Source organism: Amycolatopsis alkalitolerans, assembly GCF_006152065.1.
Classification (GTDB): domain Bacteria; phylum Actinomycetota; class Actinomycetes; order Mycobacteriales; family Pseudonocardiaceae; genus Amycolatopsis_E; species Amycolatopsis_E alkalitolerans.
In genome coordinates this window covers 13,860-28,611 of the sequence record NZ_VDFW01000006.1, presented here as the reverse complement: position 1 = coordinate 28,611, position 14,752 = coordinate 13,860, and the positions used below count along the sequence as shown (strand labels likewise).

The 14,752-nt window shown below is 70.2% G+C and carries 14 protein-coding genes; 8 read left to right on the top strand and 6 right to left on the bottom strand.

Features of this window, described 5'->3' with window-relative positions; translation table 11 throughout:
* Positions 1 to 376 precede the first annotated feature (376 nt).
* Entirely contained in the window at positions 377 to 958 is a 582-nt protein-coding gene (locus FG385_RS09195) for a YqgE/AlgH family protein (RefSeq protein WP_139096217.1), read from the top strand.
* On the opposite strand, the gene FG385_RS09190 is transcribed toward FG385_RS09195, so the two are convergent.
* Complete coding sequence (locus tag FG385_RS09190) at positions 955 to 1,338, bottom strand: SdpI family protein (RefSeq protein WP_139096216.1); 384 nt, start codon at positions 1,336 to 1,338, stop codon at positions 955 to 957. The genes FG385_RS09195 and FG385_RS09190 overlap by 4 nt on opposite strands.
* 53 nt (positions 1,339 to 1,391) lie before the next feature.
* Here FG385_RS09190 and leuS point away from each other — a divergent pair, with 53 nt between their 5' ends.
* Positions 1,392 to 4,223, top strand: a complete 2,832-nt coding sequence (leuS, locus tag FG385_RS09185; RefSeq protein ID WP_139096215.1) for a leucine--tRNA ligase — start codon at positions 1,392 to 1,394, stop codon at positions 4,221 to 4,223.
* Here the strand turns inward: leuS and FG385_RS09180 are convergent.
* Positions 4,220 to 4,960, bottom strand: coding sequence for a TetR/AcrR family transcriptional regulator (locus FG385_RS09180; protein ID WP_139096214.1), 741 nt, complete (start codon positions 4,958 to 4,960; stop codon positions 4,220 to 4,222). The genes leuS and FG385_RS09180 overlap by 4 nt on opposite strands.
* Positions 4,961 to 5,270: 310 nt before the next feature.
* Between FG385_RS09180 and FG385_RS09175 the strand changes: the two genes are divergently transcribed.
* The 3 genes from FG385_RS09175 to ptsP are packed head-to-tail and all read left to right on the top strand — an operon-like array spanning position 5,271 to position 8,584.
* Complete coding sequence (locus tag FG385_RS09175; protein ID WP_139096213.1) at positions 5,271 to 6,140, top strand: ribokinase; 870 nt, start codon at positions 5,271 to 5,273, stop codon at positions 6,138 to 6,140.
* A gap of 17 nt (positions 6,141 to 6,157) precedes the next feature.
* The gene (locus tag FG385_RS09170; protein WP_235022473.1) at positions 6,158 to 6,937 is read left to right on the top strand and encodes a hypothetical protein; all 780 of its coding nucleotides are present in this window, start codon (positions 6,158 to 6,160) and stop codon (positions 6,935 to 6,937) included.
* Positions 6,938 to 6,946: 9 nt separating this feature from the next.
* Positions 6,947 to 8,584, top strand: coding sequence for a phosphoenolpyruvate--protein phosphotransferase (ptsP, locus tag FG385_RS09165; RefSeq protein ID WP_139096212.1), 1,638 nt, complete (start codon positions 6,947 to 6,949; stop codon positions 8,582 to 8,584).
* Here ptsP and FG385_RS09160 read toward each other — a convergent pair.
* The 4 genes from FG385_RS09160 to FG385_RS09145 are packed head-to-tail and all read right to left on the bottom strand — an operon-like array spanning position 8,550 to position 12,185.
* On the bottom strand, positions 8,550 to 9,155 hold the full coding sequence (locus tag FG385_RS09160; protein WP_139096211.1) for a DUF1707 SHOCT-like domain-containing protein: 606 nt from the start codon (positions 9,153 to 9,155) through the stop codon (positions 8,550 to 8,552). The two genes, ptsP and FG385_RS09160, sit on opposite strands and share 35 nt — an antisense overlap.
* A gap of 53 nt (positions 9,156 to 9,208) precedes the next feature.
* Positions 9,209 to 9,859, bottom strand: coding sequence for a response regulator (locus FG385_RS09155; RefSeq protein ID WP_139096210.1), 651 nt, complete (start codon positions 9,857 to 9,859; stop codon positions 9,209 to 9,211).
* A complete protein-coding gene (gene macS, locus FG385_RS09150; RefSeq protein WP_139096209.1) occupies positions 9,856 to 11,001 on the bottom strand; it encodes a MacS family sensor histidine kinase in 1,146 nt (381 codons plus the stop codon). Before macS ends, FG385_RS09155 begins: the two co-directional genes overlap by 4 nt.
* Positions 10,998 to 12,185: an AI-2E family transporter gene (locus FG385_RS09145; protein WP_139096208.1), complete on the bottom strand. Its 1,188-nt coding sequence runs from the start codon at positions 12,183 to 12,185 to the stop codon at positions 10,998 to 11,000. The genes macS and FG385_RS09145 overlap by 4 nt, the downstream gene beginning before the upstream one ends.
* 481 nt (positions 12,186 to 12,666) lie before the next feature.
* Here FG385_RS09145 and FG385_RS09140 point away from each other — a divergent pair, with 481 nt between their 5' ends.
* From FG385_RS09140 to FG385_RS09130, 3 genes are all read left to right on the top strand, one after another.
* Positions 12,667 to 13,113, top strand: coding sequence for a hypothetical protein (locus FG385_RS09140; RefSeq protein ID WP_200834395.1), 447 nt, complete (start codon positions 12,667 to 12,669; stop codon positions 13,111 to 13,113).
* 47 nt (positions 13,114 to 13,160) lie between these two features.
* Positions 13,161 to 13,418 (top strand): hypothetical protein, encoded by a 258-nt coding sequence (locus FG385_RS09135; RefSeq protein ID WP_139096207.1) that lies wholly within the window; start codon positions 13,161 to 13,163, stop codon positions 13,416 to 13,418.
* A 258-nt stretch (positions 13,419 to 13,676) separates the two neighbouring features.
* Positions 13,677 to 14,612, top strand: a complete 936-nt coding sequence (locus FG385_RS09130) for a hypothetical protein (RefSeq protein WP_235022472.1) — start codon at positions 13,677 to 13,679, stop codon at positions 14,610 to 14,612.
* The last annotated feature ends 140 nt before the right edge of the window (positions 14,613 to 14,752 follow it).

Sequence of the window (14,752 nt, the reverse complement as noted above, 5' to 3'; positions counted from 1 at the left end):
CACAACACGAAAGCATACGGTGTCGAGCAAGGACCAAAGCACACGAAACCGATGCTGGTCACAGCGAAACGTGCCCAGCGTCCGCCCCGGCGAGAAGCTCGCACCGCGGGGGGCATGGGGGGCTCGGCCCCCCAACATGATGACGGAGGGGGCAGTGGGGAAGGTGGCCCGAAAGGACACCGAACATAGGTGGCCGGCCCACTCCATCTCGCCTCTCGGCGGCGTGGCGCAGTGCGGCTCCAGCCGAACGGTATTCCACAAAGGCTCTTCTCAAGTGGGCCCGGGGGACACGGAGTGCGCCGGCCACTCACTCCAACGGGCCGCGGCGGCGTGTTGTTCCCGCTCCGGTCGAGTCCTCCGCGCGGGGGGTGGGATCATGGCTGGCGTGCCAGCGGACGCCGAGGTTGAACCGGGCTCGCTCCTGGTTGCCGCACCCACGATGTTCGATCCCAATTTCCGCCGGACGGTCGTCTTCGTCATCGACCACCGGGACGAGGGCACCCTCGGTGTCGTCCTGAACCGGCCGAGCGACGTGCCGGTCGACGACGTGCTGCCCAGCTGGGGCCGCCATGTGGTCGAACCGCAGTCGGTCTTCGTCGGCGGTCCGGTGGAGAAGAAGACCGCGCTGTGCCTTGCCGCGCTCCGGGCGGGTGAGACGGCGGCCGCGGTGCCCGGCCTGATCGGGGTACGGGGCCCGGTAGCGCTGGTCGATCTCGACGCCGATCCGGACCTGCTGGTGCCGAAGGTGCGCGGGTTGCGGGTGTTCGCCGGCTACGCGGGCTGGGACGCCGGGCAACTCGACGGCGAGATCGACCGGGGGGACTGGCTCATCGTGCCCGCACTGCCCTCGGACGTCCTCGCGCTGCCGGACCGGGATCTGTGGGGTCAGGTGCTGCGCCGCCAGGGCGTGCCGACCGCGCTACTCGCCACCCACCCCGGCGACCTGCAACGGAACTAGCCGCCGCAGGTCCCGCACGAGCAGCCGGCACATCCGGCCGGCACGGGCTCGGGGACGGTGAGCGCCGCGCGGTGCCCGAGTAGCCCGCCGGCCACGACGAGCGCGAACATCCCGACCACGCCGACGACGGTCGCGGTGATGGTGCCCGCCGTCGTGGGCATGACGAGCCCGGCGACGCCCGCGAAGATCCCCACGACCCCGGCCACGATCGTCGGCAGGCCGGCGATCTTGTTGCCGATCCGGAACGCGTCCTCGGACCGCAGGGTCGCCTCCGTGCGGACGCCGGCGCCGCGGTCGGCGAGCTTCTCGCGCCAGCCGAGCAGGCCGCCCCAGGCCACGACGAGACCGAGTACGACGGGTATCAACGCGATGGCGAACACCCGCACAGGATACGGGTCATTATCCGTTTCGACCCCCGGCCTACCATTGGTGTGTGAGTGAGGCAACCGAGGAGACACCCGGCCACCGCTACAACGCGGAGCTGGCCGGGCGGATCGAGCTGCGCTGGCAGAACTACTGGGCCGATCACGGCTCCTACAACGCGCCGAACCCGGTCGGCCCGCTCGCCGAAACCCCGCTCCCCTCGGACAAGTTGTTCGTGCAGGACATGTTCCCGTACCCGTCGGGTTCCGGCCTGCACGTCGGCCATCCGCTGGGCTTCATCGGCACCGACGTGTACGCCCGCTACCACCGGATGATCGGGCGGAACGTGCTGCACACCATGGGCTTCGACGCGTTCGGCCTGCCCGCCGAGCAGTACGCGGTGCAGACCGGGCAGCATCCGCGCAAGACCACCGAGGAGAACATCGAAACCTACCTGCGCCAGATTCGCAGGCTGGGCCTCGGCCACGACGAGCGGCGTCGGATCGCCACGATCGACCCCGAGTACTACCGGTGGACACAGTGGATCTTCCTGCAGATCTACAACTCCTGGTACGACGAGAAGCAGGGCAAGGCCCGCCCGGTGCTCGAGCTGGAGAAGGAGTACGCGCAGGACAAGCGCCGCACTCCGGACGGCCGCAACTGGTGTGAGCTGACTCGCAAGGAGCAGCGCGAGATCATCGACTCGCATCGCCTGGTGTACATCTCCGAGGCGCCGGTGAACTGGGCCCCCGGCCTTGGCACCGTGGTCGCGAACGAGGAGGTCACCGCCGACGGCCGGAGCGATCGCGGCAACTTCCCGGTGTTCCGCAAGAACCTGCGCCAGTGGATGATGCGGATCACCGCGTACGCCGACCGCCTGCTGGACGACCTGGAGTTGCTGGACTGGCCCGAGAAGGTCAAGTCGATGCAGCGGAACTGGATCGGTCGCTCGCGGGGTGCGCGCGTGAAGTTCGCCGCCGGCGACGAGAAGGTCGAGGTCTTCACCACCCGGCCCGACACGCTGTTCGGCGCGACGTACCTGGTGCTGGCGCCGGAACACCCGCTGGTGGACGAGCTGACCGCGGCCACCTGGCCGTCCACTGTGGACCAGTCATGGACGGGTGGCGCGGCCACCCCGGCGGACGCGGTCAAGGCCTACCGGCTGGCTGCCTCGCGCAAGTCCGAACTGGACCGTCAGGAAAACCGCGAGAAGACGGGCGTGTTCATCGGCGTCACCGCGGTAAATCCGGCCAACGGCAAGGAGATCCCGGTCTTCATCGCCGACTACGTGCTGATGGGCTACGGCACCGGCGCGATCATGGCGGTGCCCGGGCAGGACCAGCGCGACTGGGACTTCGCGAAGAAGTTCGACCTGGACATAGTCCGCACCGTGCGGCCGTCGGAAGACTTCGACGGCGAGGCGTACACCGGCGAGGGCCCGGCGATCAACTCTGGCTTCCTGGACGGGATGGCCGTCGACGAGGCCAAGAAGACGATCATCGAGTGGCTGGAGGAACACGGCCACGGGGTCGGCACCACCCAGTACAAGCTGCGTGACTGGCTGTTCGCGCGGCAGCGGTACTGGGGCGAGCCGTTCCCGATCGTCTACGACGAAGAAGGCACGCCCATCCCGTTGCCGGACAGCGAACTGCCGGTCGAACTGCCCGAGGTCGACGACTACTCGCCGCAGACGTTCGACCCGGACGACGCGGACTCCGAGCCGTCGCCGCCGCTGGCCAAGGCGACCGAGTGGGTCAACGTGACGCTGGACCTCGGCGACGGGCCGAAGCAGTACCGCCGCGACACCAACGTGATGCCGCAGTGGGCGGGTTCGTGCTGGTACCAGCTGCGCTACATCGACCCGACCAACTCCGAAGAGTTCGTCGCGCCCGAGAACGAGCAGTACTGGATGGGCCCGCGCCCGGCCGAACACGGTGTGCATGACCCAGGTGGTCTGGACCTGTACGTCGGCGGGGTGGAGCACGCGGTGCTGCACCTGCTGTACTCGCGGTTCTGGCAGAAGGTGCTGTACGACCTGGGCCACGTGTCCGCGAAGGAGCCGTACCGGCGCCTGTTCAACCAGGGCTACATCCAGGCGTACGCGTACACCGACTCGCGCGGTATCTACGTTCCTGCCGAAGAAGTCGAGGAGAAGGACGGAAAGTTCTTCCACCGCGGCGAAGAGGTCAAGCAGGAATACGGGAAGATGGGCAAGAGCCTGAAGAACGTGGTCACGCCCGACCAGATGTCGGCGGACTACGGGGCCGACACGTTCCGCTTCTACGAGATGGCGATGGGCCCGCTGGCCGATTCCCGCCCGTGGGCGACCAAGGACGTCGTCGGCGCGCAGAGGTTCCTGCAGCGGCTGTGGCGCTTGGTGGTCGACGAGCAGACCGGTGAGCTGCGGGTTTCGCAGGCGGAGGCGTCGACCGAGGACCGCAAGCAGCTGCACAGGACCATCGCCGGGGTCCGCGAGGACTACGCGGAGCTGCGGTTCAACACCGCGGGCGCCAAGCTGATCGAGCTGAACAACCACCTGACGAAGGTGTACGGCGCGAGCGAGGGCGCCCCGCGCGAGCTGGCCGAGCCGCTGGTGCTGATGCTGGCGCCGCTGTGCCCGCATATCGCCGAGGAGCTGTGGCGCCGGCTGGGCCATGAGGACTCGCTGGTGCACGGGCCGTTCCCGGTGGCCGACGAGCAGTACCTGGTCGAAGACACGATCGAGTACCCGATCCAGGTCAACGGGAAGGTGCGCGCGCGCGTCGTCGTCGCGGCCGACGCCGGCCAGGACGCGGTGCGGTCGGCGGCGCTGGCGGAGGAGAAGATCGCGGCCATGCTGGGCGGCGGTGCGCCCCGCAAGGTGATCGTCGTTCCCGGCCGCCTCGTCAACGTCGTGGTCTAGTACGGGCTCTCCAGGCCGATCTGCTGCGCGAGATCGGCTAGCAGGGCGTCGAATACCGCGTCCGGTTTGGACAGCGGGATCGGGTAGTTCCCGAAGACCTCGAGCGTGATGTGGCCGTAGAGCCGTGCCCAGAACTGGATCATCACGTACGTCGTGCCGAGGTTCAGCTTGTCCGGCGGCAATTCGGCGCCGGACTCGTTCAGCACCGCCGTCAGTTCGGACTGGAACGTGGCGAGATCCTCGCGCAGTTCGGGCGGGACCGCGTCCGGCGGCGGGATCGTCAGCCGGTGGGTCGCGAGGATGCGCCCCGCCGCGATGAGGAAGATCCGCCCGAACGGTTCGCCGACCCGGTGCAGCGCGCTGCCTGCCGCGGATCCGACCTCGCCCGTCGGCGAGGCGAAGACGAGCGTGAACTCCCTGGTATGGGTCAGCGCCCAGCGCCGGAACCCGCGGCAGATCGCGAACAGTTGCTGCGCGCCGTTGTCGGTGAGGCCGGCGACCTCCTCGCTCAACTCGGCGCCGAGGTCGGCGATCACGTCGAGCCGCAGGTGCTCGATCAGGTCGTCGCGGGATCCGTAGTACCGGTACAGGGCGGGGGCCGTGATGCCGAGTTCACGCGCGATCGCCCGCAGCGTCACCGCCTCCGGCCCGCGCTCGACGAGCAGAGTGCGCGCTGTCCGCCGGATGTCCTGGTCGGTCGCCACGCGCACGCGGCCCCTGCGCGTCGGCTTGTCCATTCGAGCATTCTAGAAGTTCCGCGCGCCCGATTCGCGGATAACGCGAGATCAGCTCGGTTTGCCCGGCGTGGGCGCCGCCGGTACCGATCACTCGGGGGGCTACGCGATCGGTACCGGCGACCCGATGCCCGCCGCCGGTGGGACCGGGAACGGACAGCTGAGGAGAGTCCGATGCCGGGCCGCCGGGACGGCCCGGCGGCCAGGTTCCCCCAAACGGGTGACGCTGACCGGACGCTCACTCTAGTGTCGCATTCTCGGGTGCGGAAGTTACAAACTTCTTCACATTCGCCAATAGTGGAGACTGTCGGCCATGCGAGAAGTTTTAGTGGTCGGGTCCGCGAACGCCGACCTCGTCGTGGCCGCCGAACGGCGCCCGTCCGGTGGGGAGACCGTCCTGGGTGGCGACACCACCGTGCTGCCTGGTGGCAAGGGTGCGAACACGGCGGTCGCCGCCGCGAAACTCGGCGCGGACGTCGCGTTGCTGGGCGCGGTCGGCGATGACGCGTACGGCCGCATGCTCACCGAATCGCTCCTCGCCGCGGGTGTGCGCACCGACCTGCTCGCCACCGTCGCCCGTCCGACCGGGATCGCGTACATCACGGTCACGCCCGACGGCGAGAACTCGATCCTCGTCTCGCCCGGCGCCAACGCCGCGCTCGAGCCGTCGGCGGTCGAGGGCGCCTTGACCGGAGTGAAGGTCATGGTGGCGTCGATGGAGATCCCGCTGCCCACGGTGGAGCGCGCCGTCGCGGCCGCCGCCGAGGCCGGGGCCTGCGCGCTGCTGAACCTCTCGCCGGCCGCCGCGGTGTCTGCGCGGACGCTCGCCGCGCTCGACGTACTGCTGGTCAACGAGCATGAAGCCGCGTGGCTGCTGGGATCCGGCGCGGAGCCGGCGAAGTTGCTCGAACTCGGACCGCGGTCCGCGGTCGTGACGCTCGGCGCCCGTGGCGCACTCGTGATCACCGGGGACGGCCTGACCGAGGTCGCCTCCCCCAAGGTCGAGGCCGTCGACACGACCGGCGCCGGTGACGCGTTCACGGGGGCGTTGGCCGCCTCGCTCGCGACCGGCGTCACGCTCGAAACCGCGGCCCGCAAGGCGGTCCGGGTCGCGGCGATCTCGGTGACCCGGCAGGGCGCGCAGCCCTCCTATCCTGCCGCGGAGGAATTGTCCGCGGGGTGAGCCGTGTTGTGACGCACATGAGCCCAGCGACGTTCGACGCGCTCCGGCGACAGGGCTACCTCGCGCAGCTGAAATCGCTGCTGGCCGCACGCAGACCGGGTGAGCTGGAGATCATCCCGCTCGACGAGGCGGTCGCCGCGCTGGGCAAGCAAAGCGAGCACGACGAGGGCTACCGCGAGGTCCCCGTCGCCGGGATCGTGGGCACGGTCGCCAGGGCCGGCGACTTCGACCGCGAGTTCCGCCCGCGCAACCGGAAGCTGCGGGAGCGCTGGGACGCACTCGCCGCGCTGTGCCGCGAACTGCCGCCGGTGTCCCTGGTGCGGCTCGGCGAACTGTATTTCGTCATGGACGGGCACCACCGCGTGTCCGTGGCCAGGGCGAGGGATCAGGACACGATCCGGGCCAAGGTGCACGCGATCTGCACGATCGCGTGCGCGCACCGTTGCCTCACCCTCGCCGATCTCCCGTCGAAGACCGCGGAGCGGATGTTCCTGGAACGTGTGCCGCTGCCCGACGACGTGCGTACCGGGCTGTGGCTGGACGAACCCGCCCAGTGGCTGCGCCTGGCGGAATCCGCGGAGGCGTGGGGGTTTCGCAACGACCTGAGGGATCGCTGCGCGCTGGCCCAGCGCTGGTGGGAGCAGGAGGTGCTACCCGTGGTGACGAAACTGAGGGCGCGCGGGGTGTGCCTGCCTCCCCGTGACGTGGAAGCCTATGTCCGTGCGCTCGCCAACCAAGATATGCGCCAGCCGCTTCCCCACCACCACCTCAACGGAAGCGCGAGGCGCTGCAGATAGGTTCATACCATGACCCCACTGTCCGGAGTCGCCGTGAGCCCGGGTCGCGCGCGCGGCCCCGTCGTCCGCGTCGCCGAACCGCTCGGTGAGCCCGCGAAGGCCCCGGCCCCCGCCGATCCGCAGGCCGAGGCGGCCCGGATCGCCCCGGCCACGCAGGCCGTCGCCGCTCGCCTGGAGGCGCTTTCCGAGGGCGCTTCCGGTGAGGCCGCCACGATCCTGCTCACCACGGCGGCGATGGCCGGCGACCCCGCGCTGATCAGCGAGGCTGAGCGGCTGGTGACTGCCGAAGGGCTGCCCGCCCCGCGCGCGATCTACGAATCGGCCAACGGCTTCGCCAAGACGCTCGCCGCCGCAGGCGGGTACCTCGCCGAGCGAGTGCGCGACATCGAGGACGTGCGGGACCGGGTCGTCGCCGAACTGCTCAGCGTCGAGCCCCCGGGGGTGCCCGAGTTCGCCACGCCCAGCGTGCTCGTCGCCCGCGATCTGGCCCCGGCGGACACGGCGGGGCTCGACCCGGCCAAGGTGCTCGCGCTCGCGACGGAGGAGGGCGGCCCGACGAGTCATACCGCGATCCTCGCCAGGGCATTGGGAATCCCGGCCGTCGTCGCGGTGCGCGGCCTGCTCTCACTCGAGGCGGACGCCCTGCTCGTCGACGGCGACACGGGCGTGGTCGAGGTGGCCGAGGCCAGCGCGCCGGTCCTCACCGCGGTCGCGGCCGGCCCGGCGGAGTGGAACGGCGTCGGGACCACTTCGGACGGTCATCACGTCAAGGTCCTCGGCAACGTCGGCTCGCCCGCCGACGCGCAGGCAGCGGCGGACGCGGGTGCCGAAGGCGTCGGGCTCTTTCGCACCGAATTCTGCTACCTGGACGCGGAAGCCGAACCGCCCGTCGCCGAGCAGCGGGCCGCCTACGCCGCCGTGCTCACCCCGTTCGCCGGGAAGCCCGTCATCGTGCGCACGCTCGACGCCGGAGCCGACAAACCGCTCGCCTTCCTCTCCCCGGCAGCCGAACCCAACCCCGCGCTCGGTGTGCGGGGCCTGCGCGTCGCGTTCGACCGGCCCGAGGTCCTCGACCGTCAGCTCGAGGCGATCGCCGGTGCGGCGCAGGATTCCGGGGCCGAGGTCTCGGTGATGGCACCGATGGTGGCGACCGCGGCGGAGGCCGCCTGGTTCGCCGAGCGCGTGCGCGCGGCCGGGATCGCGCGGGCCGGCGTGATGATCGAGATACCCGCCGCGGCACTGTCGGCCACGGAGATCCTGGCCGCGGTCGACTTCGTTTCGGTCGGCACCAACGATCTCGCCCAGTACACCTTCGCCGCGGACCGGCAGCTGGGCGCGGTCGCGAAGCTCAACGACCCGTGGCAGCCCGCGCTGCTGCGGTTACTCGAGCTGATCGGCTCCGCCGCGAAGGCGGCTGGCAAACCCGCGGGCGTCTGCGGCGAGGCGGCGGCCGACCCGGTGCTGGCGCGCGTGTTCACCGGCCTCGGCCTGACCAGCCTTTCGATGAACGTGCCCGCGATCCGTGCCGTCGGGGCGAGCCTCGCGGGCGTCACTCTCGCCCAGTGCGAGGCGATCGCGGCCCGGGTACTCGAAACCGCGGATCCGGCTGAGGCTAGGAGAACAGCCCGCGACGGGGATTCCGGATAACGAGCGAGCCCCCGTGTACGCGCCCGGAGAACACCAGCCGCGGCGTGCCGGGTCGGCCGTCCGTCCCGGTCTTGTCCTCGAGCGAGCCGTACTTGATCTCGGTGATCGCGTTGAGGTCGACCGCGGCCTGCTCGGGGATGGTCACCTCGACCGAACCCCATTTGCTGTCGAGCTCGATGTGCACCGTCGGGCTCGACACCTGGGCCTCGGTGAAGTCGAGCTTCGTCGAGCCGTACTTGTTCTGCACGATCACTTCCGGCGGCACGAGCCAGCGGCCGCGGCGGACGAGCGAGGAGTACTTCGCGGACAGCACGAGCCGCCGGTCGGAGCTCACCATCGGCGGCGGTGCCCCCAGCTCACGGTTCACCAGCCCCGGGATGTCCACCAGCACCGCGTTCAGCTCGCCGCGCGTGCGGGCGGCGAGCACGACGTCGGTGCGCTCGGTGAACTCGTCGAGATCGAGCATGCCACGGCCGATCGCCTTCTGCAGCACCCCGACGACGTGCTCGCGCTCCTCATCGGAGACTCGCAGGTTGCGGGGGTCGGCCGTCGCCTCGGATTCTTCGCCCATGGCTTCGAGGGTAGAAGCGCGAAGCCGGGGACGGATCCGGGAAAAACCCCGACTTACCCCTCGTCGGCGTCCAGGCCGTGCTCGATCGCGTAGCGCGCGAGCTCGACCCGGTTGTGTAACTGGAGCTTGCGCAGCGTCGACTGCACGTGATTCTCCACCGTCCGGTGCGAGAGCACGAGCCGTTCCGCGATCTGCCGTGACGTGAGCCCTTTCGCGACCAGGCGCAGGACGTCGGTCTCGCGGTCGGTCAGCCGTGGCGGGGGCGCCCCGTCGTCCGGAGTGTCGGCCATTCGCCGGTACTCGCCGAGCACGAGTCCGGCCAGGCCAGGGGTGAACACGGGATCGCCCTCGGCGGTGCGTTCGACCGCCTCGACGAGCTCCCGCGCCGACGCCGACTTCACCAGATAACCGGACGCGCCCGCCTTCACCGCTTCGAGGACATCGGTGTGCTCGCCGCTCGCCGACAGCACGAGAACCCGGGTGTCCGGCAGCGCCATCGTGATCTCGCGCGTCGCGTCCACGCCCGAGGTCCCGCCGAGGTTGATGTCCATCAGCACCACGTCGGGACGCACGGCGGTGGCGATGCGCACCGCGGCGGTGGCATCGGGCGCCGTCGCGCGGACGTCGAACCCGTTCTCGGTCAGATCCCGCGCGACGCCGTCACGCCAGATGGGGTGATCGTCGACGACCATCACCGAGATCATCGTTTCGTTCCCGCCTTCGGCACCCGAACCTCCCATTCGGTCCCGCGATCGGGACCGGTTTCCAGCGAGATCGTCCCACCCAGCTCGGCCACCCGGCCACGCATGGACCGGGCCACCCCGAGATGTCCCGCGGCTTCCGCCGCCGCGAGCCTGCCTTCGGGAATGCCCGGTCCGTTGTCGCGGATGGTGAGCACGATCTCCGTCGCGAGGTTCTCCAGCAGGATCCACACCCGCGCGCGGGGCGCGTGCTTGTCCACATTGGACAGGGCCTCGCGTGCGACGGCGACCAGTTCGGCCGTCATGGCGGCGGGCAACAGCACGTCCCCGGCGGGCGCCGCGACCTGCACCTTCGGCGACGCGAGCAGTTGCAGTGCCCTTCGCAGGTCTGCTTCGCCGGTGCCCGCGCCGCTCGGTTCGGTGGACACCAGCGCTCGCAACGCGATCTCCTGTTCACCGGCCAGCGCCGCCAGTTCCGCCGCTTCCCCGCCGACCTCCGCGCCGCGCCGGCGGACGCGGGCGAGTACCTGGAGCACACTGTCGTGGATCGAGCGCGCGAGCCGTTCCCGTTCGGCGTTCGCCACCTCCCTGCGCCAGGCCTCGGCCAGTGCGGCGGCCGACCGGCGCGCGGTCGTGGCGCTCATCCCGATCAGCAGGCCGGTCGCGACCAGCAGGACCCCGTCGCGGGCGACGTCGAGGGTGAACGCCTGCCGCGCCACGGCCGTCGCGGCGCCGACGACCAGACCCGCGGCCATCCCGCCGTAGCCGCCGAACCGGGTGCCGGCGGCCACCGGCACCCCGGCCACCCACACCGTGGTGATCAGCGGGTCCACCCCGGACAGCTGGGTGTGGCTGAGGATCAGTGGCGAGGTCAGCATCAGCCCGCACACGACCACGACGTCGAGGACCACGAACCAGCGCCACCGCCAGCGCAACGCCTCGCGCGAGTAGACGAGGCCGGTCAGGACCGTCCACACGGCCATGGCGCCGAGCACGATCCACGCGAGCGCCGGGCGCTGGAAGTCGTTCTGGTGCACGATCACCGCGCCGAGCGCGAACAACCAGGTCAGCACCCGCAACGCGATCCCGCCCCACCACAGCGGGGTGGCCGGTTCGACCGCGGTCGGCCCGAACCGCTTGGTCATGACTTCTCGGGCTCGTCCACGACTTCGGCCGGATCGTCCGTGGATGTGGCCGCCGCTGGCACATCCCTATCGTGCAGCACGTCCACCTCCTCCGGATGCGGATCCGTCTCGTGCAGCAGGGAACGGATGCCCGCGTTGAGCACCGCGAGCAGCGGCACGGCGAGCAGCGCACCCGCGATCCCCGCGACCACCAGCCCGACCGCGATCGCGAGCACCACCGCGAGCGGGTGCAGCTTGACCGCGCGGCCGAGCAGCAGCGGTTGCAGGATATGGCTTTCCAACTGCATCACCAGGATCACGATGCCGAGCACGATCAGCGCGGTGACGAAACCGTTCGTCACGAGCGCGACCAGCACGGCGACCGTGCCGGCGACCACCGAACCGATGATCGGGACGAACGCGGCGAGGAACACGAGTGTCGCGAGCGGCACGACCAGCGGCACCCGCACGATCCACAGCCCGATGCCGATCCCGACCGCGTCCACGACGGCGACCGCGGCCGTCGCCCGCACGAACGCGACCAGGGACGCGAACCCGCGGCGGCCAGCCACATCGGCGCGGGCGCGGACCTGCTGCGGAACGGCCTTCATCAGGAACGTCCAGATCTGGCTGCCGCTGGCGAGGAAGAAGATGGTCACGAACAGCGTCAGCAGGAACCCGGTGAGGATCTCGCCGACGGTGCCTGCCGTGGTCAGCGCGCCGGTCGTGATCGTCGCCTGGTTGTTCTGCAGGAAGCCGATCACATTGTCGATGAACTGCTGGATCTGCTCCTGGCGCAGGTGCAGATCGTTGATCAGCCAGTCGCGGACTTGGCCAAGGCTGTTGTTGAGCTGTTGCTGCAGTTGGGGCAGGCCGTCGGTGAACTGGATGACGACGAACGCGAGCAGCCCGCCGAGCACCGCGAGCCCGCCGATCAGCACGATCGCGGTGGCCAGCCCGCGTGGCACCCTGACCTTGACCAGGTGCGCGACGGCCGGCGCCAGCAGCGCGGACAGCAGCAGGGCGATCGAAACCGGGATCACGACGACCGACAGCCGGCCGAGCAGCCACATGATCACGTACAGCGCCGCGATCACCAGCAGGAACCGCCAGGCCAGCGCGGCGGCGACCCGGAGCCCCTTCGGCACGGCGCTGGTGGCGACGGAGTCTTCGCCGGGGAACGGGGGCACCTCGCGGTCGGTCACTCGCTCACCCTAGCGAGTTGGGCGTTTCGGACGAGCCGGGAAGCCGGCTACCCCGGCGGAGGTGTCGAGATCACCCGATCAGGCCAACTACCCGTGCACGATGTGCGGGCTGGCCGGGTTGTCTGCGAATCTTCCACAGACAGCATGATCCAGACTTCACGGGAGCCAGTGCGCGACATGACGCGACAGATGCCCGCCAGAGGCGGCCGAACGGCGCCGTAACCCGATTCCTTTTCGTAATTCGCAGCATTCTCGGCGTACTTCCGATATGGGTGAGTACGTATTTTGTCATGCCCTTTGACCGTCCGGATCATTCCTCCTATCAGGTGCCACACGATCAGGTAAGCGGGGTGGAAAAAGGATTGCGAGGATGTTTAACGTTCTCGGCGTGGGAGGCACGGATTCCCGCAGCCAACCCGCCGGTGGCTAATTCGAGAACACGAGCGAATCAGAAGCCGGTGTAGCAATTCGAGGAGAACTCGTGAAGTTCAGCAAGGCCCGTAAGGTAGTCGTCACGACGGTGGCGGCCGCGGCCGGTGTGCTGGCACTGGGGGCCGCGGGCTCCCCGGCGCTGGCGGCCACGAACACCGCGCACGAGGCGTCGGGAGCGGTTCAGTTCGACCCGCGGTGCGGTTGCTTCCCGGCGCCGCAGCCGGCCCCCGAAAAGCCCGCACCTGCCCCCGAAAAGCCCGCACCGGCGCCTGAGCAGCCCGCACCGGCGCCCGAGCAGCCGGCCCCATCCGAGCCCGGCACGGGTGGCATCGGCTGCCCTGCGGTCGTCCCGGACAACTCGACCGGTGCCGACTACGTCAACGCCTGGAACCAGTCCGGCACCTGCCTCGGCGCCGGCGCGGCAGGCCTGATCAGCTCCGCGTGGGCGGGAGCCATCCCGTCCATCATCCAGGGCGCCACCGGCTCAGTCGGCTGAATCGTCGCCATCACCACGAAGTAACACCAACAGAAGGGAACAGTTCCATGCGCAAGACCCTCACCCGCACCGTCGCCGTCCTCGCCCTCTCGGCGGGTGCTCTGGGCCTCGCCGGCGGTGTCGCCTCGGCCGACGAACTGACCGCTCCGGTGGCCGTGCCGTCGCACCCGACCGGTGCCGACTACGTGAACGCCTGGAACCAGTCCGGCGCGCTCCTTGGCGCCGGTGCCGCGGGCCTGCTCAGCTCCGCGTGGGCTGGTGCCATCCCGTCGATCATCCAGGGTGCCGCCGGCTCGCTCGGCTGAATCCTCTCCCGCTGACAATGGCCCGCCCGGGCAGGATCCACCCGGGCGGGCCATTTCTATCGATCCGACCGTCGGGCACGGTCGGTCAGGTTGGACCACACGCGGAGTTCTTCACACGATCGTGCGATCAAGTCGTGTCGAACGTGCACGCGCGTCCCGAGTTTTGGTTATGTCTTCGGTGCAAGGCCGTTTCGTATCGAGGCGAACCCATTCGAATTCGTTTCAGATACGGTAGTGAATTTTCTCGGCAGGAGATCGGTGAAGCAGCAACACACGTCCGTGGAGCGGGGTCCGGCACGCGCCGGCCGCTGGCTCGGACGTGCGCTGCTCGTGGTCGGCGGCGCCGTCGCCGGCACGGCCGCGGCGTGGGCGATCGGCACCGCGTCGGCCTCCGCCGCGACCGCGCCCCCCGCCCCGGCTCAAGACGTGACGAGCGAGCAGGCCACCCCGGTCACCGACGCCGTGCTCGGCACCGGTGACGACGTCCTGCTCGGCACCGAGCAGTTGGCGGGCGACTCGGCAGGAGCAGCCGTCCGCCTCGGCACCGGTGTCCAGTCCCCCGACAGCATCGCCCGTGGCGCAGAGGCCGCCGGCGATGTCCGGGACGCCATGCACCAGTTCACCCAGTATGCGGTGCTCAACCCGGCCGACCGCCTGCTCGGCTCCGCGGAGCAGATCACCCGCGAGCCGCAGGACGCGCCGCGCGTGATCAGCCAGGCGCTGACCCCGCCGCCGGGCTTCTGGAACTTCCTGCGCCCGGACGGTTCAGCGCTGATCAACTTGCCGGCCCTGCCCGGCACACACGGTGGTGGCCACCAGCACACGCAGGTGGAGCCGCCGGTCGCGGTCGCGAGTGCTCCGGCGCCCGCCGGCCCGATGGGTCCGGTCGCGACCACACTGCCCCGGGAGCAATTCCCCGCGGGCCATCTCGGTTCCCGGAACGAGCCCAAGAGGCCGGGCGGCGCACAGCCCGACCCGTTCCCGTTCGACCCGGCGCGTGGCCCGCTGGCCCCGTCCGGAGTCCCCTCGACGCCCGGCGGTTCCGCCGCCGGCGGTCATCTCGACGGTCCGCTCTTCGGCGTTCCCGCCAACGCGGTCACCGTTGTCGACGCGAGCGGCCTGCGTGCCGTCCGCTTCGGCCTCCGGCACACGCCGGTTCAGCCGGGCGCTCAGCCCGGCGTCACGCCTGACTGACACACGGCGGGGTAGCTGAACGCGCCCTGTCCGCCGTGCCTCCTTTGCCGGCAGCGCGTTCCCCGCACCCCGCTTGTCCCTCGCGAACCGACGTTCGCGACCCGGGTGAGTTCACCCATTCCACAAGCCCCGCAAGGGAA

Coding starts and splice junctions, on each gene's coding strand:
- FG385_RS09195 (WP_139096217.1), top strand. CDS start 377: ATGGCTGGCGTGCCAGCGGACGCCGAGGTTGAACCGGGCTCGCTCCTG.
- FG385_RS09180 (WP_139096214.1), bottom strand. CDS start 4,960: ATGGACAAGCCGACGCGCAGGGGCCGCGTGCGCGTGGCGACCGACCAG.
- FG385_RS09175 (WP_139096213.1), top strand. CDS start 5,271: ATGCGAGAAGTTTTAGTGGTCGGGTCCGCGAACGCCGACCTCGTCGTG.
- FG385_RS09170 (WP_235022473.1), top strand. CDS start 6,158: ATGAGCCCAGCGACGTTCGACGCGCTCCGGCGACAGGGCTACCTCGCG.
- ptsP (WP_139096212.1), top strand. CDS start 6,947: ATGACCCCACTGTCCGGAGTCGCCGTGAGCCCGGGTCGCGCGCGCGGC.
- FG385_RS09160 (WP_139096211.1), bottom strand. CDS start 9,155: ATGGGCGAAGAATCCGAGGCGACGGCCGACCCCCGCAACCTGCGAGTC.
- FG385_RS09155 (WP_139096210.1), bottom strand. CDS start 9,859: ATGATCTCGGTGATGGTCGTCGACGATCACCCCATCTGGCGTGACGGC.
- macS (WP_139096209.1), bottom strand. CDS start 11,001: ATGACCAAGCGGTTCGGGCCGACCGCGGTCGAACCGGCCACCCCGCTG.
- FG385_RS09135 (WP_139096207.1), top strand. CDS start 13,161: ATGCGCAAGACCCTCACCCGCACCGTCGCCGTCCTCGCCCTCTCGGCG.